Raw genomic sequence first — 25,809 nt, forward strand, 5'->3', positions numbered from 1 at the left:
AAGACGCCCAGCATCCCACGCCGGGTACAAGATATGTCGTGTGCCTTCATGATGCTGTCTCCTCTCGTTTTATAGGTATCGGCACGGCCAGGCGGTCAGTGGATGACGCCTTGCTCGCGCAACTTGTGAATACTCTCGTCGGGGTAACCCACGTGTCTCAGCAATTCCGTGGTGTGTTCCCCCATGATGGGCGGTTGCAGCCGCACATCCAGCCGTGCTCCGTCCATGGTGATCGGAAACAACGTCACCTTCGCCTGCTGCCCGGCGCGTTCGCCATCGGTCAACCGTATATTGGCCAGGCCACCGGTGGCGCGCAGATGCGGGTCGTCGAAAAGCGCTTCCGGCCGGACGATGGGCGCGAACGGCAAGCCGTTCTTTTCGAAGACGCGCGCCAATTCGTCCACCTCGTACCCCTTCAAGCGCGTTCGCAGATCGGGCAACAGTTCCGGTCGCGCTCGCACGCGGTCGTTATTCGTTTTCAGATGCGGCGCGTTCTTAAGATCGTTAAACCCGAAGGCATCGCAGAACGTGATCCATTGCGCGTCGCTGACAGCCGCCAGGAAGATCTGGCCCTCGTCCTTCACGGTAAAGACGTCGTACAAGGCCCAGGCGGAAATGCGCTCGGGCATGGGCGCGGCGGCCTGGCCGGTGACCGCGTATTGCAGCATGTGTTGCCCGACCAGGAAGACGTTGTTTTCGAACAGCGCCGATTGCACTTCCTGCCCAAGGCCCGTCGCGCTGCGCTCCTGTAGCGCCCCCATCGCGCCTATCGCGCCAAACATGCCGCCCATGATGTCGTTCACGCTTGAGCCGGCGCGCAAGGGGTCGCCCGGGCGGCCCGTCATGTAGGCCAAGCCGCCCATCATTTGCACGACTTCGTCCAGCGCGGTGCGTTGTTCATACGGGCCGGGCAAGAACCCCTTGCAGCTGACATAGATCAGGCCGCGATTTCGCTGGCTTAACGATGCGTAATCCAGACCGTATCTGGCCATGACGCCGGGCCGAAAGTTCTCGACCACGATATCGGCGCTGCCGCATAGCTTGCGCGCGGCGTCGGCGCCGGCAGGACTGCGCAGATCCAACGAAATGGATTTCTTATTCCGGTTGAACATCGGAAAAAACCCCGCGCCCGCGCCCAGCAGATGACGGGTACGGTCGCCCTCGATGGGTTCGACCTTGATCACCTCGGCGCCCAGGTCCGCCAGCACCAGACCGCAGGTAGGCCCCATCACCATGTGGGTGAATTCCACCACACGGATACCGGCCAACGGCAAACGGCGTGTCCTGCCAACCGCCGGTGCAACGGGCGCAGAGGCGTCGCCGGACGAAGTGCCGTTATGTTCCGGCGCGGGTGCTGGAGCGGCGGCCGCGTCGTCCGCGGCCGACGCCACGCCCTTCCAGATCTTCGGCAACCCTGCTTGCGCAATCGATCCGCGCAGCGTTTCCCCTTCCAGCCAGACGCCGGCCTGTTTACGCAAGGCCAGCAGCCGCGGCATGTCCAGCCCCGTGTCCACGCCCATGCTTCCCAGCAGATAGGCCACGTCTTCGGTGGACACGTTGCCACTGGCGCCCGGCGCATGGGGACACCCGCCGATTCCCGCCAGACAGGCATCGAATCGCGTAATGCCGGTATCCAGCGCCGCCATCACATTGGCCAGCCCCAGGCCCCGCGTGTCGTGAAAATGCGCGCACGTCAGGCGGTCGCCGGCAATGCGGCGCGCGGCTTCGAACAAGCGGCGCACCATCAGGGGATCCGCATACCCCACGGTGTCGGCCAGGCTGACACAATCAACGCCCGCGTCCAGCAACGCCTGCATCAATCGCAGCACTTCCGCCGGCTCCACATGCCCCTGTAGCGTGCAGCCGAACGCAGTGCCCACGCCGCCTTCAAGCACCATGCGGGAACCGGCGGCATCTCGCGCCGCGCGGATTCTTGCGACCTCCTTGACCACGTCGTCCGGCGTCTTGCGCAGATTGGCCAGGCTGTGGGCATGGCTGGCCGACAACGGCACGACCATCAAGTCGGCGCCAGCGTCGATGGCGCGTTCCGCGCCCTTCAGGTTGGGCACCAGCACCGTCGCCCGCAAACCGGGAAACGTCCGGGCATAGGCCACCAGCTCGGCCGTGTCGGCCAATTGCGGCAGCAGGCGCGCCGGCACAAACGAGCCAACTTCGATTTCGCGGAGTCCCGCGGCATAGGCCTGCGCAATCCACCCACGCTTGATGGCGGTGGGCACCACCCTTGCCAGGCTTTGCAGGCCGTCGCGCAAACCCACCTCGCGCAAGATCGCGCGGGCAGGCCAGCCAGCAGGAAGTTCGGTAGCAAACATGAATGGCTTCGTCCGATAAGGCAGGAATAGACGTAGTGTAGATTTCACATATCGGCCGAATAACGATCATTTGGAATGCAAAACGTTCCAAAACGGAATATCTTAAGCAGGTCTGATGACTTTCCTGTAACGGGACTTCCCATGCGCGACCTGGACCTGACTTCATTGCGGCTATTCGTGGCCGTTTGCGAAACGCGCAACATTGCCCGGGCGGGCGAGAACGCCAACCTCGTCGGATCCGCCATCAGCAAGCGTCTGGCCCAGCTGGAAAGCGCCGTGGGCGCCAAACTCCTGACCCGACGCAAACACGGCATGGAGCCCACGCCAGCCGGGGAAACGCTGCTGGAACATGCCCGCGCGATCATGACCAGCACGGCCCGAATCGAACGCGACATGTCCGCCTATTCCCATGGGCTGCGGGGCCAGATCCGTGTACTGGCCACGTCCTCCGTGCTGGCCGAATCGTTGGCCGAAGATGTGGCAATGTTCCTGCAAGACCCGCGTCATCGCAGCATCCGCGTCGACATGGAAGAAGGCTTGAGCCACCAAGTGATCCGCGGCATCAAGGAAGGCGTGGCATCGTTGGGTATCTGCTGGGACGCATCGCCTCTGGATGGGTTGCAGTCCCGCCCATACCGCAACGATCACCTGGCGATGGTCGTGCACCCCGCCCATCCCCTGGCACGGGAATCCACGTTGCAATTCAGCCAAACGCTCGATTACGAACATGTGGGCATGCCCGTCGCAAGCTCCGTGCAAGTCATGTTGCACCGGGCCGCCGCGCAAGCCGGAAAACCTTTATTGCACCGGGTGATCGTGTCGAACTTCGATTCGGCCTTGCGTGTGGTTCGCGCGAACCTGGGCATAACCATCGTCCCCCGCGAAGTCGCGCAGCCCTATGCGCACGCAACGGGATTGATCGTGATTCCGTTGACCGATGCCTGGGCCGAGCGGCGTTTCACCTTGTGCTTTCGCGACGAAGAAAATCTGTCGCCCGCCGCGCAGGTGCTGCTGGAACACCTGGCCAATGTGGCGCGTCACGACGACACCGCCCCGGCGTTCAAGTCATGAATCATCCCGCTGTGTACCATCGACAGTTCGAAGGTATGGAGGTACGTGTGGGATGAAGTGGCGAATGATCCGCCACATCACGGTCGTCACCGCGTCCAGGCCATGCAGAGCGGCGTGCTGTCTTCGCGCATCGCGCGATCAAATCGACTGACCGCCCGAGACTTCGATGCGCTGGCCGTTGACCCAGCGATTATCCGGGCCCAACAGGCTGGCGATCATGGGGCCAATATCATCCGGCACCCCCACACGGCCAAGTGCGGTCAGGTCGGCGAAGGCCTTGTTGTAGTCGGGGATATCGCGCACCGCCCCGCCAAGGAAATCGGTTTCGATAGCGCCGGGCGCAACGGCGTTAACGGTGATGCCGCGGCTGCCCAGTTCCTTGGCCATGTACACGGAAAGCGTTTCCACGGCGCCCTTGGCGGCGGCGTAGGCCGAAAACCCGGGAAAAGACACGCGGGTGAGGCCCGACGACAGGTTCACAATGCGGCCGCCGTCCGCCAGCAACGGCAGCAGCGCCTGGGTCAGGAAGAACACGCCCTTGACGTGGGTACCAAAGAGCGCGTCGAACTGCGCCTCGGTGGTGGACACGAAGTCCGCCATTTCGCCGTGGCCGGCGTTGTTGATCAGGTGATCGAATCTGTCACGGCCCCAACTGCTGCTTAACGCCTCGCGCAGGGCGGCCACGAAACCCGCAAAGGACGCCACGTTGTTTGTGTCCAGTTGCAGCGCGATCGCCTTGCGGCCGAGCGCTGCGATGTCGGCGACCACCGCATCCGCCGAAGCCCTGTCGCTGCGATACGTGATGATCACGTCGCCACCATGGCGGGCGATGCTCAGGGCCGTATTGCGGCCCAGACCTCGGCTAGCGCCGGTAACAAGGGAAATAGTTGTCATGGAAAGCTCCTGAAACGTTGAGCGTTCATCTTAGGAGTGACCGGGTTAAGCAGGTTGCCCGATCATATTGGCCACTTGCCTATTTGTTTTATCGTAGAAAACCAGAAACGCCAGGCATACAATTTCCAGACGATTTTCTCCACGCGTGTTTGCCCAAGACAATGAATTCACTTGCCCAATCTGCTGAATCTTGCGTGGCAACGGCCGACTCATCCAGGCATGTCGGTGTAACCGACGCCTTGTTGCAGGTAGCGCGGCGCTACGCCGATGCACATGTCAACGGCGAAGGCTTCGCGGCCACTTCCATCGACAACGTGGCCCTCCTGCGTGAAGCCTCGCCCTCCCCCCTGCAACACGCCATCACCAAGCCCTTGGTTGCCTTGGTTTTGCAAGGCCGAAAGCGCGTGACCATGGGCGCCAGGACCTTCGAATTTGGCGCGGGCGAATCCTTGCTGATCACGATGGACGTGCCGACGGTCAGCCAGATAACCGCGGCCAGCGCGGCCGCGCCTTACTACTCGTTTGTCATGCAATTGGACTTGGGCGTGATCACGGATCTGCTCAGCGAAATGCGTGCCCTGCCGGCCGTGCCCGATCAACCCGTGCGCGTGGATCCCACCGAAACGGAAGTCGCGGAAGCCGCGTTACGGCTGATCAGATTGCTGGACCGGCCGGGCCCGATCGCCTTGCTGGGCCGCCAGCTGGTGCGCGAACTGCACTACTGGCTGCTGGTTGGCCGGCATGGCAACGCGATTCGCGCACTGGGTGTCACGGACAGCCACGCGCACCGCATTGCACGCGCCGTTGAAATCCTGCGGAAGAAATTCACCGAACCCTTGCGCGTCGAAACCCTTGCCAATGCCGCCGGCATGAGCCTGTCGGCGTTTCACACGCATTTTCGTAGCATCACCACGCTTACCCCGCTGCAATTCCAGAAGCAGCTCCGCCTGCTTGAAGCTCGCCGACGCCTGCTTGCAGAAGGGGCCGCAATCAGCTCCACCGCCTATGGCGTCGGGTATGAAAGCGTGACGCAGTTCACGCGTGAATACGCGCGGATGTTCGGCCAGCCACCGGGACGCAGCATCCGTGAAGCCCGCGCGCTGGCGCATTCGCACGAGGTTTTGTAGGATCCAGGGCTGAACCCGTCGGTTCGGCTTTTACACAGGAATATATTCAATGAGCAGCATTTTCCCAGGCGATCTCTGGGCAGTGGGTGAAACCCGCATCAACGGTTTTTCAGTCATCGTTCGTTTTCGTACCGGCCTGCCGTCGGCGCCTGATCGTCAGGTAAACGAAAACTTGATCATTGTCTCTTGGCCCTATACCGGCATTGAGTCCGGCATGCCCAATGAAGAAGACAAGAAGAGCGCCGACAACTTTGAAGGCGCCATCGAGAAGGGCTTCGAGAACTCCAATGTTGGGGTCCAGGTGGTGGGCCTGACGGGCAATCATCTGAAAGAGTGGCGCTTCTACACCCACGACGTCGATGCCTTTATGGAGGCGTTCAACCAATGCCTGGCCGGTCACCCGGCCTACCCCATTAATCTACGCGTGTTCAAAGACCCGGATTGGAATGGGTTGTCGCAATTGCAGCCCAAAGGCTCGGAACAGCTCCATTGAATGATGGGCCTGCGGCGCCCGCGCGCCGCAGCCCGCGCAAGCCCCGGCTTACGGCGCGTGCGTGGCTCAGGCACTGGCCAGTGCCCGCCTGACCGGAGAGGGCGCGATTCGCTTTGGCGCCGGCGGCACATCAGACAGCTGGCTGTCTTGCAAGCGAAACACGCTAACCGCTTGCAGCAATTGGGCGGCCTGGGCTTGCAGGGCCGTGGACGCGCTTGCGGCCTCTGCGATCAGGCCTGCGGTTTGCCGGGTCAGTTCGTCCATCTTGGCCACCACCTGATTCACCTCTTCGATATCCGCGCTTTGGGCTCGGCCGGCGTCGCCGATCTGGCCGACGATGCCCGCAACCCCGTCAATGCTGGAAACGACTTCGCGGATCACGCCCGCAGCATTGTCGGCCTGACGGAATCCACTGCTGGTCTTTTCCAATGAACCTTCGATAAGGCCGCGGATCTCGCGCGCGGCGCCGGCGCTACGCTGGGCCAGCGCGCGGACTTCAGCGGCCACCACCGCGAAGCCCTTGCCGCTTTCACCCGCGCGGGCGGCCTCCACGGCCGCGTTCAAGGCAAGGATATTCGTTTGAAACGCGATGCTGTCGATCACGCCGATGATCTCGGAGATCTTCTTCGCTTCCTGCTGGATTTCTCCCATCACGGTCGCGACGCCGGCCACCGCCGTACTCCCCGTGCCCACGATCTGGCGGGCCTGATCGGTCAGTTGCCGGGCCTGCATGGCGTGCGCCGCGTTGTCATGGACATTGGCGGCCAGGCCACGCATCGACGCCACGGTCTGCGCCAGCGAATCGGCCTGCGCGCGCGAACGCTCTTCCAGCTTCTGGTCGCCCTGCATCATTTCGCCAGACGCGGCCGATAGCGTCGTCGCCGTGGCGCGCACTTCGCTCATGGTCCGGTGCACCGCGTCCATGGTTGTCTTGAAGCTGCGGCCCAGGCCGCTATCCATGCTCAAGCCGCCAAATCGCAGGTCGAATACCCCCGGCTCGCGTCCGATATGCGCGCTAAGCCGGGCCAGCTCTTCAGCGGCGATGCCGGCGCGTTCCATCTTCCAAGCCAGCCATCCCAGCGCTGCAGCCTGCACCACGACGTAGGTCGCATGCAACAGCACCATCCCGAGGCTGGGCTCCGTGAAGCAGATCGTTCCGTATCCCCATTGCTGCAGGAAATTGAAAGACAGGTGATGTACCGCGATCACCAGGGCCGCGCACAGAATGGTCCGCCAATCCCGATACGCCAGCAGCAGGGAAAGCAGCACGAAGATGCCGAAGTGCATCTCGGTCATGCCGGACAGGAGGTGAATATGAAGCGCGGCCAACACCATCAGGCTACAGGCCACCGCCAAGCGGGTGGACAAGCTGCCCGGCCGCCACAGGATCAGCAGGGTGGGAATGCCCGCCGCCACCGCGCCTACCGTGACAGCGGCGCCCCATCGGCCATATTGCGGCGCCAGGCATAGGCCAACGATGAACAGCAGCCAGAGCAGCGGCAACATCGCACGGTCGGTCCGGCGATACGATTCTTCCAGCAAGCGGCTTGCGGTGCGCATGGGCAGATCCTTCGGCAGGGGCGCGAGGGGTCCGCGCAAACGCAATTTTGATAGAAAAATTGCAGTTTGTGAATATTTGTTCCAAATAATTCATGGCGGACGCCGACAGGTGCTTCGACCAAAAAAGACCACAAAGCCCCCACTTCCCACGCTGCTGGCTGATCGGTCCCGCTCCCCTCCCTCACCCCTCCCCGTGGAACCCTAGGGTTTCCACATATATGTACATTTACAATATTAATGAATACTGTATTTGCACAGTTATGTGCGCAAGAAAGATGAGCGAAACAAGCTCTCAACGAGACGAAGTGCCTTCACAAAGGGGGAGGAAATGGAAATAACCGCATCCGCACCACATTCGGCGTCCATGTCAAAAAAGGATAGACGCGTCATCATCGCTGCGTCGCTGGGCACGGTGTTCGAGTTTTACGACTTCTTCCTGATCGGGCTGCTGGCCGCCGAGATCGCCCGTGTGTTTTTCTCTGGCGTCAATCCAACCGCCGGCTTCATCTTCACGCTGCTGGGTTTCGCCGCAGGCTTCATGCTGCGACCGTTCGGCGCCATCGTCTTTGGCCGCCTGGGAGACCTGGTCGGGCGCAAGTACACGTTCCTGGTCACGATCGTCCTGATGGGCGGGTCGACCTTTTTGATCGGGGTATTGCCTTCGTACGAAACCGCCGGCCTGATCGCCCCGATCGCGTTTGTGCTGATGCGCATGATTCAGGGATTGGCGCTCGGTGGCGAATTCGGCGGCGCCATGATCTATGTGGCCGAGCACGCGCCTACCAACAAACGGGCAACCTGGACGGCGTGGGTGATCCTGACTGCCGCCGTGGGGTTTCTGCTGGCGGTCGCCATCATCATCCCTTTGCGCCTGAGCATGGAGCCGGCCGCATTCATGGCATGGGGCTGGCGCATTCCTTTCATCGTTTCCATCCTGTTGTTGGGCATCTCGCTGTGGATACGCCTGAAGCTGGACGAATCGCCTGAATTCAAGAAGATGAAGGCAGAGGGTCGGGCATCAAAATCACCATTGGCCGAGACCTTTGGCCACTGGAAGAACCTGCGCCTGATTCTGATCGGGGCACTATGCATTCTGCCGGCGCAAGCCGTGCTCTGGTACACCGGCCAGTTCTACTCGCTGTTCTTTTTGACCAAGGTCTTGAAGGTCGAGACACTAACGGCAAATTTCATGCTGATCATCGCGACCGTGCTGACAGCGCCGCTCTACATCATCTTCGCGAATCTGTCCGACCGGATAGGGCGGCGTCCGGTCTACATCGGCGGCTACATTCTTGCGGCAGTGCTGACCATTCCGATCTTCCAAGGCCTCACGCACTATGCCAACCCCGCACTGCAGCGGGCTCAGGAAATGTCGCCGATTGTGGTCGCCACGAATCCGGCCGACTGCTCGGTGCAGTTCAATCTGCTCGGTACCAGCAAATTCACCTCGTCTTGCGACGTCGCCACCAACGCCATGACGTCACTCGGCCTTAACCACACAAGCGTCGCTCGGACAGACATCCGCGTGGCGGAAATCCGTGTTGGCGATAAGGTGATCGCCTCATACCAGGGCGACGCGCCAAACGCGGCCGAGGAAAAGAAACGCTTTGACGCTGAATTGCGAGCGGCACTCATCGAGAAGCACTACCCGCTGGGCAACGCGAACCCCGACGACGTGAACGCGCCGGCCATCGTTCTGCTGTTAATGCTCTTGCTCAGCTTCGGCACGATCACATTCGCACCGTCCACGACCTCTTTGCTGGAAATGTTTCCCTCGCGCATCCGTTATACGGCCATGTCGTTCCCGTATCACCTCAGTGCGGCCTGGTTCGGCGGGTTCCTGCCTGCGACGGCATTCGCGATTGTCGCAGCCACCGGAAATATCTACGCCGGCCTTTATTACCCGGTCGGCATCGCAATCGCCTGCACGGTGCTTAGCCTGATTTTCGCGCGCGAAACAAAGGGAACCGATATCTCGCGCGGCTAGCACGAACCGGCCAAAGAGCCGGCAAACATCTACGCATCAAGAAAGACAGAGGAAAGGAGAACACCATGAAGGTAGCCGAGTACAGCGCGCGCGTGGGGGACCGCCTGGCGGACCTTATCGCCGCCTACGGCGCGGCAGACGCCGCCGCGAGCGACCTGCTATGCGACCGGCACGATCCGGGCGCCACCGCCTATCGCGTCGTCACTGCGGACGGCAAGGCGATCGTCATCACTTACGGTCGGCTGCGCGAGCGGTCTGAAAAGCTCGCCAGCGGATTAAGCAAGCGCGGCTACGGCGTGGGCGACCGCATTGCGACGCTGATGGCCAAGGGCGAAGATTATCTCGTGACGCTGCTGGCGATCTGGCGCCTTGGCGCCGTGTATGTCCCGCTATTCACGGCCTTCGCCAAGCCCGCCATCGAGATGCGGCTTGCAAGCAGCGGCACCAAGCTGGTGGTGTGCGATGAGGCGCAGCGTGCCAAACTCCAGGGGCTAGCTGGGGACGTCCTGCCCGGGCTTGGAGTTGCAATCGCCGGCCCAACTTCCGCGGACGGGCTAACGCTGGCTGAGATCGAAGCAGGCGGTGACTGGTCTTTTTCGGCGCATGTCACCTCGGGCCAAGGCGCCATAATCGAGGTGTACACGTCAGGCACCACCGGCAAGCCCAAAGGCGTCGTCGTGCCATTGCGCGCCGTGGCGGGGTTTCAAGCCTATGGGGAATTTGGACTCGGCCTTATTGCCGAAGACACATTCTGGAACGCCGCGGACCCAGGCTGGGCCTATGGGCTCTATTTCGGCGTGATGGTCTCGCTTTCCACCGGCGTGCCGTCGATCATGCACACGGAGAAGTTCACCCCCGAAGGCACGCTGGCGGTGCTAAAGCGCGAGGGCGTGACCAACTTCACCGCGGCGCCCACGGTCTATCGCAGCCTGAAAGCCCACGGCATACCTGCGGAATTCGTCTCGTTGCGCTGCGCATCCAGCGCGGGCGAGCCCCTGACGCCGGACGTCAATCAATGGGCGCCCGCCGGTCTGGGAACGCTGGTTCACGACCATTTTGGCCAAACGGAAGCGGGAATGCTGCTGAACAACCATCACCACCCCGATCTGCGGCAGCCCATCAAGCCTGGCTCGATGGGCCGCGCCCTGCCGGGCTGGCATATGACCGTGATCGACCCCGCGACGCACGAGGAGCTGGGCCCCAATCAGGCCGGTCTGCTGGCCGCGTGCCTGTCCCGTAGCCCCTTGGCGTGGTTCGAGGGATACGCCAGCTCGCCGGAAAAAAATGCCGACAGACTCACGCCTTGCGGACGTTGGTATCTGACCGGGGACCTGGCCTTGTATGACGACGAAGGCTACTTCCGCTTCTCGTCACGAGACGACGATGTAATCATCATGGCCGGCTACCGGATTGGCCCCTTCGATGTGGAATCCGTTATCGCCTCACATCCGGCCGTGCGGGACGTCGCCGTCGTCGCCGTCCCTGACGAAATCCGGGGCGAAGTCCTGGAAGCGGTCGTCGTCCTAAACCCGGGATACTCGGCCAATGACGCGTTGTCAGAGGAACTTCAGAAAAAAGTGCGCACGGAATACGCTGCGCACGCCTATCCGCGCCGGGTTCACTACCGGGACGAGCTACCGAAAACCCCTTCCGGGAAAACTCAGCGGTTCGTGTTGCGCAAAGAGTTGCGTGATGCGCTAAGGAGTCCGGCATGACACTGGCAGCTTCAACAGGAATCGTGACCGGCGCCGCCTCGGGACTGGGTCGTGCCACCGCCTGGTTGTTGGCGTCCCATGGCGCAAGGCTTGTGCTGGTCGACCTGAACAGGGAAAAACTCGATGCCTTGAAGGCCGAGTTGCCCGGCGATCACGTCGCCGCCCAGGCAGACGTTTGCAACCCCATGGAAGTCAGCGCTGCCATTGACCAAGGGATGTCGGCGTTCGGGGAACTTCGTTTCGTCGTCAATTGCGCCGGCATTCCTTCCGCGGCAAAGACGGTTTCGCGCGGCGTTGCCCATGATCTTGAGTTATGGAACCGGATCATCGCCATCAACCTGACCGGGTCATTCAACGTATTGCGACTGGCCGCCGAAAAAATGATCGAAAACCAGCCAGACGGTCATGGCCAGCGCGGTGTGATCGTGAACACCAGCTCCATCGCGGCTTTCGATGGATTGAAAGGACAAGCCGCGTACAGCGCAAGCAAGGCGGCCATCGTCGGTATGACCTTGCCGATTGCGCGTGACCTGGCCGAACACGGCATCCGCTGCATGACGGTGGCGCCGGGCGTTTTCGAAACCGAGCTCACCGCGAACGTCCCGACGAAGGGCATGGAGGCCATGGAGAAGAGCTTCCTTTTTCCGAAACGTACCGGGCTACCGGACGAATTCGCACAGATGGTGCAGTCCATTCTGACCAACCCGTACGTGAACGGCACCTGCTACCGCCTGGACGGCGGGGCGCGCTTTGCACCATAGGCCGAAGAAACAGCACTACCGATGGAACACAAGGTGAAGTAATGGAACACGCTGGATTGGAACACGAAGGACGTCTGCTTACCCGGATCTGCAGGGTGCATGCAGGCATCGCCTGGATCACGCTCGACCGCCCGGAAAAGGCCAACGCCGTCAGCTCCGCGCTGCTAAGCGATGTGATCGCCGCATTGGATGCGGCGGAAGCCGAATCGAACGTGCGGGCAGTCATATTTTCTGGAGCGGGGCGGAATTTTTGTGCGGGAGCCGACCTCGTTGAATTGCTGGAAGGCGGTAAGACGGCCGTGCGGCGACTGCTGGACAACTTCCGTGAAGTCTGCCGGCGATTCGAATCGTCTGCCCTGCCCATTGTCGGCATGGCCCACGGCGCCGTGCGCGCCGGCGGACTGGAACTGCTGTTGTGCTGCGACGCCATCATCGCGGCGGACGACGCCACCATCGGCGACGCCCACACACTACGCGAACTTCTGCCCGGTGGGGGTAGTAGTGTCAGGCTGCCGCGTGTCATCGGCCATCAGCGGGCCAAATGGATGATCTTGTCTGGCAGCGCGATAAGCGCCACGCAAGCCATGGATTGGGGCATCGTGCACGCCGTGGCGCCGATGGAAGCATTGCGACAATGCGCCATCCGCCTTGCGGGCGAAATGTCGCTTGCCGATCGGCAGACGATCCAACGGGCAAAATCCCTGTTTGTCGCCGCCCACGCACTGCCCATCGCAGAAGCGCTGGAGAACGAGATCACGACGCTCGAAGCGCATTCGGACACTCGCGCCATGCAAGACGGGCTAGCTCGATTTGTAGGCAGCCGTTAGGCCGACCGCCAACGGTTGCTCACCGTCGCTCGACGGCTCTCACGCAAAAGTCCGCAATTTCTCTGACGCTCTCCAGCCGCTGACGGTCGGTCGCGTCGTTGTTGCGCGCCAGCGGGCCGACGAGTGCCTCGAACAATGACCCCACGATACATGCGGAGGAGACCTCCGGGTTTTGTTCAACGAAGTCGCCATTGCGCATGCCCCGTTCAATGATCGTTTCAAAGACGCGCATCAGCTTGCTTCGGTATTTCAGCCGTTCGAGCTCAATGGCGGAGTCAACCGGCTCGGCTACCAATGCGTAGCCAAGCTGCTTCGCGCGGATGGCACGGCTGCCGAAAGCATAGGCGCACGCCCGCAGCAGCGTCGCGGGCTCGTCATTTCCCATCGCGATCCCGGCAACGACATTGACCTCATGCTGCGAGACGTGGGAGACCACTTCCACCAGCAGGCTTTCCCGTGAACTGAAATACCGGTATAGGGTCGCGGGCGCCATGCCCGCGCGCTCGGCGATCGCATTGACCTGGGTGTCGCGAAACCCCACCTGCGCCACCAAATCAATCGCCGCCGCCAGAAAGCGCGCCCGTTTGTCATGCAGCGGCAAACTGTAGTTTGGCCGGCCGGCCCTCACCGCGTTGTGTGCCGCCCCGCTCTCGCCCTGCGTCGCATCCCCATTATCCGTTCGGGACAAGTACCAATTCTCGGCAAAATGCCGCGCCTTGCCCAAGTCTTCCGTCTTGGTGCTGATGCGCTCACTCTTGCCGTCGAATGTGGCTTGGCATTGCCAGAACCTGCTGTTCGGCCTTCGGTAGATGCTGACTCGCCCGCCCACCGCAGAGTGCTTCTCGTCAGCCATGACTTGATTTTCCGATGATGTGAAAAATAAAAGGATGATGAATACAATTTTTGCACAATACAAGCGTACTTGAGTTCATGGCCACTCAACTGCTTTCCAAGACGGCGCCTGCATCTTGCACGGGCGCCAAGACCGGCGTTCCGAATGCCCGGCCCCGGGCAACGTTGCCCTATGGCTTCTTGGCGCCGGAAGGCGAATTCCACCGCAGCGCCTCAAGCACCAACGAAAACGCATGGGACGGTTGCTTGCGGCTTGGGTAGTACAAGTAGTATCCCGGGAACGGTGGACACCAATCCTCCAGTACGCGCACCAGCCGCCCTTCCTGAAGGTGCGGCGCGAACTCTTCTTCAGGCAGGGACGCTATGCCCAATCCCGCCACCGCCGCATCCACGATGCTGGGCGACGTGTTGAAGACGAGTTGACCATCCACCCGAACGTTCAGTGATTGGCCGCGACGTTCGAAGTCCCAGGTGTAGAGACCCCCTGCCGTCTGCATGCGCATGTTGATGCAGTTGTGGTTGAGCAGGTCGCGCGGCACCTTGGGGACGGGATGCGTCTGGAAGTATGCCGGCGAAGCCGCGATCGCCATGCGCAATTTCGGCCCCACGGGCACCGCGATCATGTCCCTGTCGATGGTGTCGCCCATCCGCACGCCCGCATCGAAGCGGTCGGCCACGATGTCCCGGAATCCGTAGTTGACGTCGAATTCGACTTTGATGTCTGGATATTCCAGCAGCAGGGGCGTCAGCTTGGGTAGCAGCGTTGTCCGAAGAATGTGCTCGCCGCACGTGATCCTTACCGTGCCGGCCGGCTTGTCCCGCATCTTGGTCAGTTCATCGAGTTCCGCGTCGATCTCATCAAATCGGTTCCCGATGGCATTAAGCAGGCGCTCGCCGGCAGCCGTGGGCGACACACTGCGCGTGGTGCGCGTAAGCAGCCGGATCGACAGCCTGGATTCCAGGCCGCTGATGGCCTGGCTGAGGGCCGACTGCGTGACGCCCAGCAACGAGGCGGCGCGCGTGAAGCTGCCTTCCCGCGCCACGGTCACGAAGTACAGAAGATCGTTCAGGTTGCGTTTGACCATGGCAGGAGTCTCCCACGAACTATTAATTAGTGAGACTAATATACCTTTTAAGATTTCATTAGCTAGTCGAGTAACCTTCCGTGCGCCAAGATTCATGGCATGAAAAAACAGTATCGATCCCATGGCGATCCGAACTGGAGCGGCGTGTTCGCCATGTCGCTGTGCGTCTTTGCGCTGATCGCCTCCGAGTTCATGCCCGTCAGCCTGCTGACGCCGATCGCGGCCGACCTGCGCGTCAGCGACGGAATGGTCGGGAAAGGGATCGCCATCTCTGGCGCGTTCGCGGTGCTGACCAGCCTGTCCATCTCGCGGCTTGCCGGCGACATGAACCGCAAGACGCTACTGCTTGCGTTGACGGCGTTGATGGCCGTCTCCGGCGCCGTGGTGGCACTGGCGCCCAGCTACCTGATCTACATGGTGGGACGCGCGCTCATCGGCATGGTGATCGGCGGGTTCTGGTCCATGTCGGCCGCGACGGCCATGCGCCTGGTGCCTCCCGAGCAGGTGCCGCGCGCATTGGCGATTTTCAACGGGGGCAATGCGCTGGCGACGGTGATCGCCGCACCGTTGGGAGCCTGGCTGGGCGCTATCCTGGGTTGGCGTGGCGCTTTCTTCTGCCTCGTGCCGGTGGCGGCGGTGGCGCTGGTCTGGCAGTGGATCAGCCTGCCGGACATGGCGGCCCAACAGCGCGCGCCGGGTTCGAGCAACGTCTTCAAGGTACTGGCAAGCCCACCGGTGGCCCTGGGAATGGCCGCTTGCGGCGCGTTCTTCATGGGGCAGTTCGCCCTGTTCACCTATGTGCGGCCGTTCCTGGAAACCGTGACAATCGTGAACGTGACCACGCTGTCGCTCATCCTGCTGGCGATCGGCGTGGCCGGCGTCATCGGCACGGCGCTGATCGGCTCGGTCCTCAAACGCAGCCTGTACGGGGCGCTGATCATCATTCCCGTACTCATGGCGATGATCGCGTTGACGCTGATTCCTTTCGGCGCGCGGGTCGCCGCCGTGGTCGCGCTGCTGGCCCTGTGGGGCCTGATGGCGACCTCGGCCCCGGTAGGCTGGTGGAGCTGGATCGCCGACGCCATGCCTCGCAACGCGGAGGCCGGCGGCGGCCTGATGGTGGCCGTGATCCAGTTGGCTATTGCCCTGGGCTCCACCCTTGGCGGCCTGCTGTTCGATTCGACAGGCTACCAAGGCACCTTCATGGCAAGTGCCGCCGTGCTGTTGTTCGCGGCGCTGCTCGCCTTCCTGACCTCGCGGTCGCAAGTCCGGGCAAGCAGCCGCTGACCCGGCCTGCGCCGCACCCGTTCACGCCGATCGATCCACCGTGCGCACCGGCAGGCTGCGCACGCGCTTGCCGGTGGCAGCGAAGATGGCGTTGCATAACGCGGGCGCCACGGGCGGTACCGGCGGTTCGCCGACGCCGCCTGGCGGCAGTGCGTAGTCGTCATTCACCAGGTGGGTCCGGATCACGCGCGGCGACGCATTGTGGCGCAATACCTCGTAGTCGTGGAAATTGCTCTGCTTCACGCGGCCCTTTTCGAAGGTGATTTCGCTGCTAAGGGCCAGGCTCAGGCCCATGATGGCGCCGCCTTCCATCTGGGCGCGGATGCGCTCGGGATTGATCTGCGGCCCGCAGTCCATCGCCATGTCCACCGCGATGATGCGCACGTCGCCCTTGTCGTCCACGGCAACCTCGACCACGGTGGCGGTGTAGCTCAGGAAGCTATAGCAGAATGCCAGCCCCAGGCCGTGGCCCTTGGGCAGCGTGCGGCCCCATTCGGCGCCTTTGCATGCCGCCTCGATAACCCCGCGCAAGCGGCCGGTGTCGTAAGGATAGCGTTCGGGCGATTCGGAGTAGTTCCAGGTGTCGGCCAGGGTGCCCGGGTCGATGCGTCGCGCCGGACCGATAAGGTCTAGCGCAAAGTCCTTGGGATCCTTGCCTGCGCGGTCAGCCAACTCGGCGATGAAGCACTGGGCCGCGAAGGCATGCGGAATGTTGGCGACAGAGCGGAACCAGCCGATGCGGGCATGCGCCTCGACTTCGGCCGTTTCCACCTGCACGTTCGGAATGCGGTAAGGCATGTTGATCGCCGACATCGCCGACTCGAACATCTGCTGGCCTTTGGCCCCTTCGGAAAAAAGCGAGGCGATAGTGGGCGCGGCGCTGCGGTGCAGCCAGGATTGGACCTGTCCGTTCTTGTCCAGGACGGCCTCCAGCCGTTCGACCGACACGGTGTGCAGGTAATCGTGGCGGATGTCGTCCTCGCGCGTCCATACCAGCTTGACTGGCGTACCCTCGGGCATGGCGCGGGCGACGATGGCCGCTTCATCCACGAAGTCGGGCTTGGACTTCCGTCCAAAGCCGCCGCCCAGCAGCAACACGTTGACCTTGACGTTGGCCGGTTCAAGCTTAAGGCGGGCAGCCACGGCCTCGCGCGCGGCCGCGGGGTTCTGAACGGACGTCCAGACCTCGGCGGTGCTCCCTTTGATCAACACCGTGGCCACCGGCGGTTCCATCGAGGCGTGAGCCAGATGCGGCACGTAGTATTCCGCGGCCACGCGCTGGGCTTCGGGCGCCTTGGCCCAAGTCTGCGCGGTGTCGCCTTGCGTGCGTATCGCCTTGCCGGCTTTGCGCGCCGCCGCCTCTAAAGTCTGGCGGTAGGCGGTTGAGTCGTAGCCGCCATTAGGGCCGTCGTCCCATTCGATCTCCAAGGCGTCGCGGCCCAGGCGAGCGGCCCAGGTGTTGCGCGCCACGACCGCCACGCCGCCCAGTGGCTGGAAGGCGGGCGCGCCTTTCATCGCGGGGATCTCCACGACCTTCAGCACGCCTGGCACGGCTAGCGCCTTGGCGCTATCGAAACGACGCAGCCGCCCGCCCACCACGGGCGGGCGCGCCACCACCGCATAGACCATGCCGGGCAGGCGCATATCCATGCCGTAGGTGGCCTGGCCTTTACCGATGGCTTCCAGGTCAACCAGGCGCACACGGTCTTTGCCGATGTACCGGAACTCGCTCCGGGCCTTCAACCTGAGCGCGTCGCCCGTGGGCACCGCCTGCTTGGCCGCGTCCGCCGCCAGTTCGCCATAACCCAGCCGACGTCCGGTGGGCGGGTGCAGCACCTCATGCTGCACAGCCTTGACCTCGGCCACGGGAACGGACCAACGCGCCGCCGCCGCGGCTTCAAGCATCTGGCGGGCGGCGGCGCCGACGCGCCGCATGGGCGTCAGAAAATGGCGGACGCTGCGCGAGCCGTCCACGTTCTGGTTGCCATAGCGCACCTCGTCGGCCTCGGCCTGCACGACCTTCACGCGCGCCCAGTCGGACTCCATTTCGTCCGCCACCACCATGGGCAAGCTGGTGCGCACGCCCGTGCCCATCTCGGCGCGGTGCGCCACGATGGTGACGGTGCCGTCCGGCGCGATGGACACGAAAACCAGCGGATCATCCACCGTGCCGCCGGGCATGGAGTCGGCGCCGTATTTTGGGGCGGTGGTGTCGGCAGCCCAAGCGGCCGTGACCACGCCCTTGGCCGTGACGGCCAGCGTTAACGCGGCGACGGTGCCTTGCAAAAATCCGCGCCGGGAGAGTTGAGAAGCGGCGGTCATTGCTTGTCTCCCTGCGCCAGGCGCTGGGCGACCTGTTGAATGGCGGCGCGGATGCGCGGGTACGTGCCGCAGCGGCAGATGTTGCCGCTCATGGCGTCGTCGATCTGCTGTTCGGTGGGCTTGGGCGTTGTCTTCAGCAGGCTTACCGCCGTCATGATCTGGCCGGCCTGGCAGTAGCCGCACTGCGCCACGTTGTTCTCGACCCAGGCCTGTTGCACGACCTTGCCCAAGCGGTCCGCCTCCATGCCTTCGATCGTCGCGATCGCATGGCCGACGGTAGCCGAAACCGGCGTGACGCACGAACGGATCGGCGACCCGTCCATGTGGACCGTACAGGCCCCGCACAAGGCCATGCCGCAGCCGAATTTTGTGCCGGTCATGCCAAGCTCATCGCGCAGGGCCCACAGCAGGGGCATCTCATCAGGCGCGCTGATCTCTGTGGTCTGGCCGTTGACTTGAAGACGCATCATGGACGAACTCCTTGGGTCAGAGCCAAGAACATTGTGCGATGCCCCGAACGAGGGGATTGGCTCGAAAGTAAATCATTCTGGTGCAAAATTCCGCCATGGACAATTAGCGGGGCTAATAGGCACTTTAAGCGTTCACGGGGTAGTCGTGCGCAAATTGACTCGCCTTGGCGTCAGCGCGCACGCCGATAGTGCATGGCGACCACACCGCCAGGGAGCGGCTTGGCAGAGATCAAATCAAGCAGTCGCGTACCGGGCAGCCCGCCCTCGAACAGCGTCGGGCCGTGCCCGGCGATCCGAGGGTGAATAAGGAATTGGTATTCATCGACCAGATTCAGCCGGTCCAGCTCGGCCGCGAGATTGCCGCTACCAACCAGCACACCGCTGGGGTTCGAGTCCTTGAGCTTCTGTACGCCAGTGCGCAGGTCGTCTGCGATGTGACGGGTGTTGATCCACGGGTAGTCCTTTCGCGTCGAGGACACGACGTATTTTGGCTTGGCGTCCAGCTTGACGGCCCAATCGCGCATCGCCGCAGATGCCTCGACGTCGCCGCGGGCGACGGCCGGCCAATAGGCCTCCATCATCTCGTAGGTGACGCGCCCCCACAACAACGCCCCGCACCCATCCATGAGCCGGGTGAAGAAGGCGTGCGTGTCGTCGTCGGCGGTCCCTTCCCGATGGTCTACGCAGCCGTCAAGCGTGACGTTCATACTGAAAGTCAGGATTCCCATGATGTCGTTCTCCCGAAATTCTTGAATCCGGCTCCAACTTTGCGAATAAATCTGCGGATTAAAGATACATCAGACCGGGATGGACTTGAATAAAAGCGATGCGGTGCTCAGGAAGAGGATTCCGCCCAGCTCGCGAGCACGCGGTCGCAAATAGATTGCGCTTCACCCAAGTAGGTGGCGGGATCGCCCAGGCGGTCAAGGTCATGGTCGCCCAGCAACTCGCGTGTCGCTTCATGCTTGGCTAATGCCTCGCGTACGCTTGCTTTTAGCGAACAGTTGCGGCGCACGGCGTCCTGTGATGCTTGTTCGATCAGCTCGTGGGCCTCTATGCGGCCGATTCGAGCGCCCAGCGCAAGCGCATAAGCCTCGGCAAGGATCAATCCGTTTGTTGCGTCTACATTGCGCGCCATGTTGGCGGCGTGGACTTCAAGGCCGTCCAGCATGCCTGCCACGTGGCGTAGCGCGCCACCGGTCAGCGCGCAGATTTGTGGCAGGACGTCCCATTCCGCCTGCCAGCCGCCCAACGCGCGTTCGTGTTCTTGCACCATGGAGGAGAGCATGGTGGACACCAGTGGCGGCACGCGGGTGGCGGCGGCCAGGATGGCGGCGCAGCTGACGGGATTGCGCTTGTGCGGCATGGTGCTGGAGCCGCCCCGTCCCGGGCCGCCGGGTTCGGCAAGTTCGGCGATTTCGGTCTGCGCCATCAACGACACATCGCGGGCGATCTTGCCCAGCGTGCCCGTCAGTACGCCCAACGTCGCGGCCATATCGGCCAACCGGTCGCGATGCGCGTGCCAGGGCATATTGGGCAGCGCCAGGCCCAACTCTTTGGCCAAGGCGCCGGCGATGGCGGGTGCGGCGTCGCCCAGGCTGGCCAACGTGCCGGCGGCGCCGCCGAATTGCAGCAGAGCGGCTTGTTCGGCGTCGTGCCGCAGGCGTCGCTGCGCCCGCGCCAAGGCTTCCAGCCAACCGGCCGTCTTGACGCCAAACGTAGTGGGCAGCGCGTGCTGCAACCACGTGCGCCCGACCATGATCGTGTCGCGGTGCGCCGCCGTCAGTCGCGCACATGCACGTTGCGCCGCGTCCAGGTCCTGGTCCAGCTGCGCGGCGACCTGTTGCAGCTGCAAGACCAGCGCGGTGTCCAGCACGTCCTGGCTGGTGGCGCCCCAATGCACGAAACGTGCCGCCTCGGGATCAACCCGACGCACGGCGGCGGTCAGTTGCTTGACAAAGGGAATGGCAATGTTGCCGGCCAGCATTGAGGCCGTGGCGATCGCCTCCAGATCCAGGATGGCATCAATATCCTCGGCATGGCAGACGTCATGAATGCTGCGGGCCGCGCGGGCGGGGATAACGCCACAGTGCGCCTGGGCGCGGGCCAGCGCCGCTTCCACCGCCAGCATCCGCCTGATGGTGCCGGGCCCGGAGAACAAACCCAAGATGTCGCGGTCGGAATAGATCTGTTCGGTCAGGCCGGAAAGAATGGTCATGTGGCGCGTCCGTTGCCGTGGCGATCAAACATCGAAGAACACGGTTTCGCCCGCGCCCTGCAAGACGACATTCCAGCGCAGTACGCCGTCGTCCGACGCCTGCGCGACCAGCGTTCCCCTGCGGGCGGCGGGGGTCTGGCGCATCACCCAATCCTGTTCGTTGGCCTGGGCTTCATCCGGAAAGTACAAGCGCGTCGATAGGTGTTTAAGCAGGCCGCGCATGAATAGCGAGACCAGCAGATGGGGCGCTTGCAGCGTGCCGTCCGGCGCGGGCACGCTGCCGGGCTTGATCGTGGTGAAGCGGAACGAGCCGTCCGCTTCCGTCGGCACGCGTCCAAACCCCGTAAAGCCCGGCGTACTTATGGCGGGCGCGCCATGGCGCGGGTCGTCCGGATGGCGGTAAACGCCGCGGGCGTCGGCTTGCCAAATTTCGATCATACCGTCCGGCACCGGATTGCCCTGGCCGTCAATGACGCGCCCTTCGATCACGACCGAGGCCACGGCCAGGTCGGGCTGACCCGCGGTCAAGTCCGCACAGTTCAGGCCCGACAGGCCGATGTGCAGGTAGGGGCCGACGGTTTGCGAGGTAGTGGGGTAGAGCATGCGTTACTCCATCGGGGTAGCGTTGCGGCCGCGCAGCACGATATCGAAGCGATAGCCCAGCGCGTATTCAGGCACGGTGGTTTCCCAGTCAAGCGTGGCGACCAGGCGCGCGCGCGCCTTGGCGTCCGGCACGCACTGGAAAATGGGGTCGAATTCCAGCAACGGATCGCCCGGAAAGTACATCTGCGTGACCAACCGCGTGGCATAGGCGCGGCCAAACAACGAAAAGTGGATATGCTGCGGCCGCCAGCCGTTGTAATGATTGCCCCACGGGTAGGCGCCGGGCTTGATGGTCTTGAACTGATAACGGCCATGTGCGTCCGTCACCGTCCGGCCCTCGCCGCTGAAGTTCGGGTCCAGCGGCGCATCATGCTGATCGCGCTTGTGCAGGTAGCGGCCGGCAGCATTGGCCTGCCATATTTCGATCAGCGCGTCGGGCACGGGGCGGCCGTTCTCGTCCAGCACGCGGCCCGACACGATGATGCGTTCGCCGATGGCCTCGGCGCTGGCGATGCGCGTCAGGTCGTTGTCGCCCTGCTTGACGAAGGCGGCGCCGAACGCCGGGCCAGTGATTTCCGACAAGGTTTGCGGCAGCGCGATCAGCGGCTCGTTTGGCGAACGTAGCAGCGTGGAACCATACGCGTCAAAGCGGTAAGCGGGCTGCGTATCCCAGAACGGACGCCGGTATTGGGCAAGTTTGGACATTGCTGGAATTCTCCTTTGAATAGCGGTTCGCGCCTGCCCCGTTCAGCAATGGGAACGAGGCGCGAACTAGGCATGCGTATCAACCGCCGAACCAGCGCGCGGGCACGATGACCAGCGCGGGGAAGACGACCATCAGGAACATGACCGCGAATTCCGCGGCCATGAACGGCATGACCCCTCGGGTGACGTCGTCCATCTTCATCTTGCCCACGCCCGCCACCACATTGAGCACGGTGCCCACGGGCGGCGTCACCAGGCCGATCGAGTTGTTGATGATGAACAGCACGCCGAAATACACCGGGTCGATGCCGGCCGCGCGCACCACCGGCATCAGCACGGGCGTCAGGATCAGGATGGTGGGCGTCATGTCCATGGCGGTACCCACCACCATCACCAACACCATGATCGCCGCCATCAGCAGGATCTTGTTGCCGATGTAGGGCTGAAGCATGTCCACGACTTTGGCGGGCAGGTCGGCCACGGTAATCAGCCAGGCGCTGACCATGGCGGCGGCAATCAGGAACATCACGATCGCGCTGGTCTTGGCGGCCGACACAAACACCGCATACAACTGATTCAACTTCAGTTCGCGGTAGACCAGCGTCGATACCAGCAGCGCATACGTGGCCGCGACCACCGCGGCCTCGGTTGGCGTGAAGACGCCCATTCGCAAGCCCACCAGGATGATGACCGGCAGCATCAGCGCCCACAGCGCCTTGCGCGCCGCCGTGCCGATTTCCTTGGCGGATTTACGCGGTGGCGGCGCCACTTTCTCACGGCGAACCAGCCAGGCCCAGGTCAGCCACAAGGCCCCGCCGATCAGCAGCCCCGGCACGATCGCGGCCATGAACAGCTTCGAAATCGACACGTTCGCCGCCACGCCGAAAATCACCAGGCCGATGCTGGGCGGGATCACCGGGCCGATCACGCCCGTGGCCGCAATCAAGCCGCCGGCCGTTGATTTCTTGTGGCCGGCACTGACCATCATCGGCAGCAGCAACGCCGTCAACGCCGCCGCATCCGCCACGGCGGAGCCGGACAACGCCGACAACAGGCAGCCGGCCATGATGGTCACATAGCCCAGCCCGCCCTTGACGTGCCCGACCAGCGCCAACGCCAGGTCCACGATGCGCTTGGACAGGCCGCCCACGTTCATGATTTCGCCGGCCAGCATGAAGAACGGCACTGCCAGCAGCGGAAAACTGTCGGCGCCACCGATGACGTTCTGCGCCAGGATCTGCGAATCGAAGATGTCCAGGTGCCACATCAGGGCCACGCCGCTGGCCAACAGTGCAAAAGCGATGGGCACGCCCAGGGCCATCACGCCCAGCAGCGACCCGATGAATACGAAGATAGTCATGCGCTTCTCCCCGGCGCGCCGTGGTTGGCGTCGTCCAGAATCTGCTTGAGTTGCACGGCTTCTTCAGACTCCTGGACCATGATCAGGTCCTGGTCGCGCAGCTTTCCGGCCAGCACGCGGTACAGATCCACGGCGATGATCAGCCCGGCCAGGGCCGAGAACACCAAGCCCGCCACATACACGATCGCCATCGGCAAGCCGCTGACCGGCGCGCTGACGTCCGCATTGATCACAGCCTGTTCCCAGCTGCCCTTGAACATCAGGCCCACGATGTACAGCATGATGATCTGGCCCACGACCAGGCAGATCTTCTTGCCCGCCGTCGGCAGCTTGGCCACCACCATGTCCATGCCCAGGTGGCCGCGTTCCTTCAACGCGATGACCGCGCCCAGGAACGTCAGCCAGATGAACATCCAGCGCGATAGCTCTTCCGACAACGTGATGCCGGAATTGAAGCCATAGCGTGCAACGACGTTGCCGAAGACCAGCACCACCATCGCCGCCAGCAGCAGCGCGATGGCCATTTCCAGCACGCGGCACGCCGCCGCGATGCACCCATCTATGAAAGCCATGGAGCGGCCTCCCTCGGCGTGGAAAGAAGAGTGCCCCGTGTCATGCGCGTGCTTCTTGCAGGATGTCGACCAACCCACGCAGCGCCGTCAGGTATGAATGCGGCCCCAGCCCCTGCACGGTACCGCGCACCGCCGGCGAAATGATCGAATGCGCGCGCCACGTTTCGCGCGCGGCGATGTTCGACATATGCACTTCCAGCGTGGGGAACGGCATGGCCTTGATGGCGTCGTGCAGCGGCACGCCGTGCTGCGTCAGGCCGGCCGGGTTGACCAGCGCGCCCTGCGCCGCGTCGATGTTCTCGTGCAAGAAATCGATCAGCGCGCCTTCGTGGTTCGATTGCAGCGTGGCCAGTTCCACGCCCAATTCGGCCGCCAGGGCGGCCAGCCGCTGATTGATTTCGGCCAGGGTGGTGGTGCCATAGATGTGCGGCTCGCGGCGGCCGAACAGGTTGAGGTTCGGGCCGTGCAGAACAAGAATCTTCATGATGGATACGCCGGTGCGTTTACTTGCGGATGCGTGCGAGTTCGTCGTTGTAGAGCTTGACGATGGCGGGGTCATAGCTGCCGGTGAAGTGTTCGATGACCGGCTTGACGACCTGCTGCATGCGGACTTTCTGGCCCGGCTCGATCGTGTTGTATTGGATGCCCTTGGCCTGCAATTCCGCCACGGCCTTTTGCGCGGCTTCGCGGCTGACCTTGCGTTGGTAACCGCGCGCTTCGTCGGCCGCCTCTTGCATCATGCGCTGTTCGGTGGGCGACAACTTGTCCCAGAACTTCTTGCTGACCAACACGATGTTGGCCGCGTAGACGTGGTTGGTCGCGCTGACGTACTTCTGCACTTCGTAGAACTTGTTGGACAGAATCACCGAGTACGGATTCTCCTGGCCGTCCACCGCTTTGGATTCCAGCGCGCCGTACAGTTCCGCAAACGGCATGGGCACGGGGTTGGCCTTGAACGCCTTGAACGTGTCCAGGAACACCGGATTGGGAATAACGCGGATCTTCAGGCCCGCCAGGTCTTCCGGCTTGGTGATGGCGTGCTTGGAGTTCGTCACGTTGCGAAAGCCCAGGTCCCAGAAACCCAGCGCCACCAGGCCTTTTTCGGGCAGCTTGGCGGTCAGCGCGCGGCCCAGCGGGCCATCCAGCAGGGCGTCCGCCTGACCAAAGTCGGTGACCGAAAACGGTAGATCGATCAGCCCGAATTCCTTAACGATGCCGGCCAGCGAGGTGGACGCTGGCGCGGACATTTCCTGCACGCCGCCTTGCAGGCCGGACTGCTGCTGCATCTCGTTGCCCAGCTGCGATGCCGGGAATTCCTTCACCTTCAGTTTGCCCCCGCTTTTGCTGGACAGGATCTCTGCAAACTTCTTCACGCCCGCGCTCACGGGGTGGTCGGTGTTGTTCAGGTGGCCGAAGCGGATGGTGCGTTCCTGGATGTCCTGCGCGTGGGCCGTCATCGCGGCCGAGCATAGAACGCCCATCAAGCCCAAGCAGAAAATGCGGGTCTTCATCGTTGTCTCCTTCCGGGTTTTTTTGGAATGTTCTCGATGTCTTGGAGGACTCGGTAGTG

The 25,809-nt window shown here is 62.9% G+C and carries 23 protein-coding genes and 1 pseudogene; 8 read left to right on the plus strand and 16 right to left on the minus strand.

The window, feature by feature from the left end; genetic code table 11:
* Positions 1–95: 95 nt before the first annotated feature.
* Both ACI0FO_RS17225 and ACI0FO_RS17230 read right to left on the minus strand, forming a co-directional pair.
* Entirely contained in the window at positions 96–1,274 is a 1,179-nt protein-coding gene (locus tag ACI0FO_RS17225; RefSeq protein WP_416028704.1) for a CaiB/BaiF CoA transferase family protein, read from the minus strand.
* 210 nt (positions 1,275–1,484) lie between these two features.
* A pseudogene (locus ACI0FO_RS17230) lies at positions 1,485–2,330 on the minus strand (hydroxymethylglutaryl-CoA lyase); the annotation flags it as partial.
* A 141-nt stretch (positions 2,331–2,471) separates the two neighbouring features.
* On the opposite strand from ACI0FO_RS17230, the gene ACI0FO_RS17235 reads away from it, so the two are divergent.
* Positions 2,472–3,401 carry a LysR family transcriptional regulator gene (locus tag ACI0FO_RS17235; protein WP_416028522.1) on the plus strand — a complete coding sequence of 310 codons (930 nt, stop codon included), beginning with the start codon at positions 2,472–2,474 and terminating at the stop codon, positions 3,399–3,401.
* 138 nt (positions 3,402–3,539) lie between these two features.
* Here the strand turns inward: ACI0FO_RS17235 and ACI0FO_RS17240 are convergent, their stop codons facing one another.
* Positions 3,540–4,295 carry an SDR family NAD(P)-dependent oxidoreductase gene (locus tag ACI0FO_RS17240; protein ID WP_416028524.1) on the minus strand — a complete coding sequence of 252 codons (756 nt, stop codon included), beginning with the start codon at positions 4,293–4,295 and terminating at the stop codon, positions 3,540–3,542.
* Between ACI0FO_RS17240 and ACI0FO_RS17245 the strand changes: the two genes are divergently transcribed.
* On the plus strand, positions 4,289–5,422 hold the full coding sequence (locus ACI0FO_RS17245; RefSeq protein WP_416028526.1) for an AraC family transcriptional regulator N-terminal domain-containing protein: 1,134 nt from the start codon (positions 4,289–4,291) through the stop codon (positions 5,420–5,422). The two genes, ACI0FO_RS17240 and ACI0FO_RS17245, sit on opposite strands and share 7 nt — an antisense overlap.
* A gap of 49 nt (positions 5,423–5,471) precedes the next feature.
* The gene (locus tag ACI0FO_RS17250; protein ID WP_416028527.1) at positions 5,472–5,915 is read left to right on the plus strand and encodes a DUF695 domain-containing protein; all 444 of its coding nucleotides are present in this window, start codon (positions 5,472–5,474) and stop codon (positions 5,913–5,915) included.
* 66 nt (positions 5,916–5,981) lie between these two features.
* Here the strand turns inward: ACI0FO_RS17250 and ACI0FO_RS17255 are convergent, their stop codons facing one another.
* On the minus strand, positions 5,982–7,475 hold the full coding sequence (locus tag ACI0FO_RS17255; protein ID WP_416028528.1) for a methyl-accepting chemotaxis protein: 1,494 nt from the start codon (positions 7,473–7,475) through the stop codon (positions 5,982–5,984).
* A gap of 328 nt (positions 7,476–7,803) precedes the next feature.
* Here ACI0FO_RS17255 and ACI0FO_RS17260 point away from each other — a divergent pair, with 328 nt between their 5' ends.
* The 4 genes from ACI0FO_RS17260 (at position 7,804) to ACI0FO_RS17275 (ending at position 12,765) form a co-directional block, all read left to right on the plus strand.
* Entirely contained in the window at positions 7,804–9,462 is a 1,659-nt protein-coding gene (locus tag ACI0FO_RS17260; RefSeq protein ID WP_105556126.1) for an MFS transporter, read from the plus strand.
* 65 nt (positions 9,463–9,527) lie between these two features.
* A complete protein-coding gene (locus ACI0FO_RS17265; RefSeq protein WP_416028530.1) occupies positions 9,528–11,177 on the plus strand; it encodes an AMP-binding protein in 1,650 nt (549 codons plus the stop codon).
* The gene (locus ACI0FO_RS17270) at positions 11,174–11,938 is read left to right on the plus strand and encodes an SDR family NAD(P)-dependent oxidoreductase (protein WP_416028532.1); all 765 of its coding nucleotides are present in this window, start codon (positions 11,174–11,176) and stop codon (positions 11,936–11,938) included. The genes ACI0FO_RS17265 and ACI0FO_RS17270 overlap by 4 nt, the downstream gene beginning before the upstream one ends.
* A gap of 41 nt (positions 11,939–11,979) precedes the next feature.
* Positions 11,980–12,765 carry an enoyl-CoA hydratase/isomerase family protein gene (locus ACI0FO_RS17275; RefSeq protein ID WP_416028533.1) on the plus strand — a complete coding sequence of 262 codons (786 nt, stop codon included), beginning with the start codon at positions 11,980–11,982 and terminating at the stop codon, positions 12,763–12,765.
* A gap of 19 nt (positions 12,766–12,784) precedes the next feature.
* Here the strand turns inward: ACI0FO_RS17275 and ACI0FO_RS17280 are convergent, their stop codons facing one another.
* Entirely contained in the window at positions 12,785–13,618 is an 834-nt protein-coding gene (locus ACI0FO_RS17280; RefSeq protein WP_416028534.1) for a TetR/AcrR family transcriptional regulator, read from the minus strand.
* A gap of 169 nt (positions 13,619–13,787) precedes the next feature.
* On the minus strand, positions 13,788–14,702 hold the full coding sequence (locus ACI0FO_RS17285) for a LysR family transcriptional regulator (RefSeq protein WP_416028535.1): 915 nt from the start codon (positions 14,700–14,702) through the stop codon (positions 13,788–13,790).
* Positions 14,703–14,801: 99 nt separating this feature from the next.
* Here ACI0FO_RS17285 and ACI0FO_RS17290 point away from each other — a divergent pair, with 99 nt between their 5' ends.
* Complete coding sequence (locus ACI0FO_RS17290) at positions 14,802–15,989, plus strand: MFS transporter (protein WP_416028537.1); 1,188 nt, start codon at positions 14,802–14,804, stop codon at positions 15,987–15,989.
* 21 nt (positions 15,990–16,010) lie between these two features.
* On the opposite strand, the gene ACI0FO_RS17295 is transcribed toward ACI0FO_RS17290, so the two are convergent.
* From ACI0FO_RS17295 to ACI0FO_RS17340, 10 genes are all read right to left on the minus strand, one after another.
* Positions 16,011–18,311 (minus strand): xanthine dehydrogenase family protein molybdopterin-binding subunit, encoded by a 2,301-nt coding sequence (locus tag ACI0FO_RS17295; RefSeq protein ID WP_416028538.1) that lies wholly within the window; start codon positions 18,309–18,311, stop codon positions 16,011–16,013.
* Complete coding sequence (locus ACI0FO_RS17300) at positions 18,308–18,781, minus strand: (2Fe-2S)-binding protein (RefSeq protein WP_416028539.1); 474 nt, start codon at positions 18,779–18,781, stop codon at positions 18,308–18,310. The genes ACI0FO_RS17295 and ACI0FO_RS17300 overlap by 4 nt, the downstream gene beginning before the upstream one ends.
* Before the next feature lie 170 nt (positions 18,782–18,951).
* Complete coding sequence (locus ACI0FO_RS17305; RefSeq protein ID WP_416028541.1) at positions 18,952–19,509, minus strand: dihydrofolate reductase family protein; 558 nt, start codon at positions 19,507–19,509, stop codon at positions 18,952–18,954.
* A 107-nt stretch (positions 19,510–19,616) separates the two neighbouring features.
* Positions 19,617–20,999, minus strand: a complete 1,383-nt coding sequence (locus ACI0FO_RS17310) for a 3-carboxy-cis,cis-muconate cycloisomerase (RefSeq protein WP_416028542.1) — start codon at positions 20,997–20,999, stop codon at positions 19,617–19,619.
* A gap of 24 nt (positions 21,000–21,023) precedes the next feature.
* Positions 21,024–21,602, minus strand: coding sequence for a protocatechuate 3,4-dioxygenase subunit alpha (pcaG, locus tag ACI0FO_RS17315; protein ID WP_416028543.1), 579 nt, complete (start codon positions 21,600–21,602; stop codon positions 21,024–21,026).
* A 3-nt stretch (positions 21,603–21,605) separates the two neighbouring features.
* Positions 21,606–22,307 (minus strand): protocatechuate 3,4-dioxygenase subunit beta, encoded by a 702-nt coding sequence (gene pcaH, locus ACI0FO_RS17320; protein WP_313459780.1) that lies wholly within the window; start codon positions 22,305–22,307, stop codon positions 21,606–21,608.
* 79 nt (positions 22,308–22,386) lie between these two features.
* Complete coding sequence (locus ACI0FO_RS17325; RefSeq protein WP_416028544.1) at positions 22,387–23,667, minus strand: TRAP transporter large permease; 1,281 nt, start codon at positions 23,665–23,667, stop codon at positions 22,387–22,389.
* Positions 23,664–24,239 carry a TRAP transporter small permease gene (locus ACI0FO_RS17330; protein WP_416028545.1) on the minus strand — a complete coding sequence of 192 codons (576 nt, stop codon included), beginning with the start codon at positions 24,237–24,239 and terminating at the stop codon, positions 23,664–23,666. Before ACI0FO_RS17330 ends, ACI0FO_RS17325 begins: the two co-directional genes overlap by 4 nt.
* A gap of 40 nt (positions 24,240–24,279) precedes the next feature.
* Positions 24,280–24,723, minus strand: coding sequence for a type II 3-dehydroquinate dehydratase (locus ACI0FO_RS17335; protein WP_310031366.1), 444 nt, complete (start codon positions 24,721–24,723; stop codon positions 24,280–24,282).
* A 19-nt stretch (positions 24,724–24,742) separates the two neighbouring features.
* Complete coding sequence (locus ACI0FO_RS17340; protein ID WP_105556110.1) at positions 24,743–25,750, minus strand: TRAP transporter substrate-binding protein; 1,008 nt, start codon at positions 25,748–25,750, stop codon at positions 24,743–24,745.
* Between the last annotated feature and the right edge of the window lie 59 nt (positions 25,751–25,809).

The sequence above is a fragment of the Achromobacter marplatensis genome, assembly GCF_049060505.1.
In the GTDB taxonomy this organism is placed as follows: domain Bacteria; phylum Pseudomonadota; class Gammaproteobacteria; order Burkholderiales; family Burkholderiaceae_B; genus Achromobacter; species Achromobacter marplatensis_A.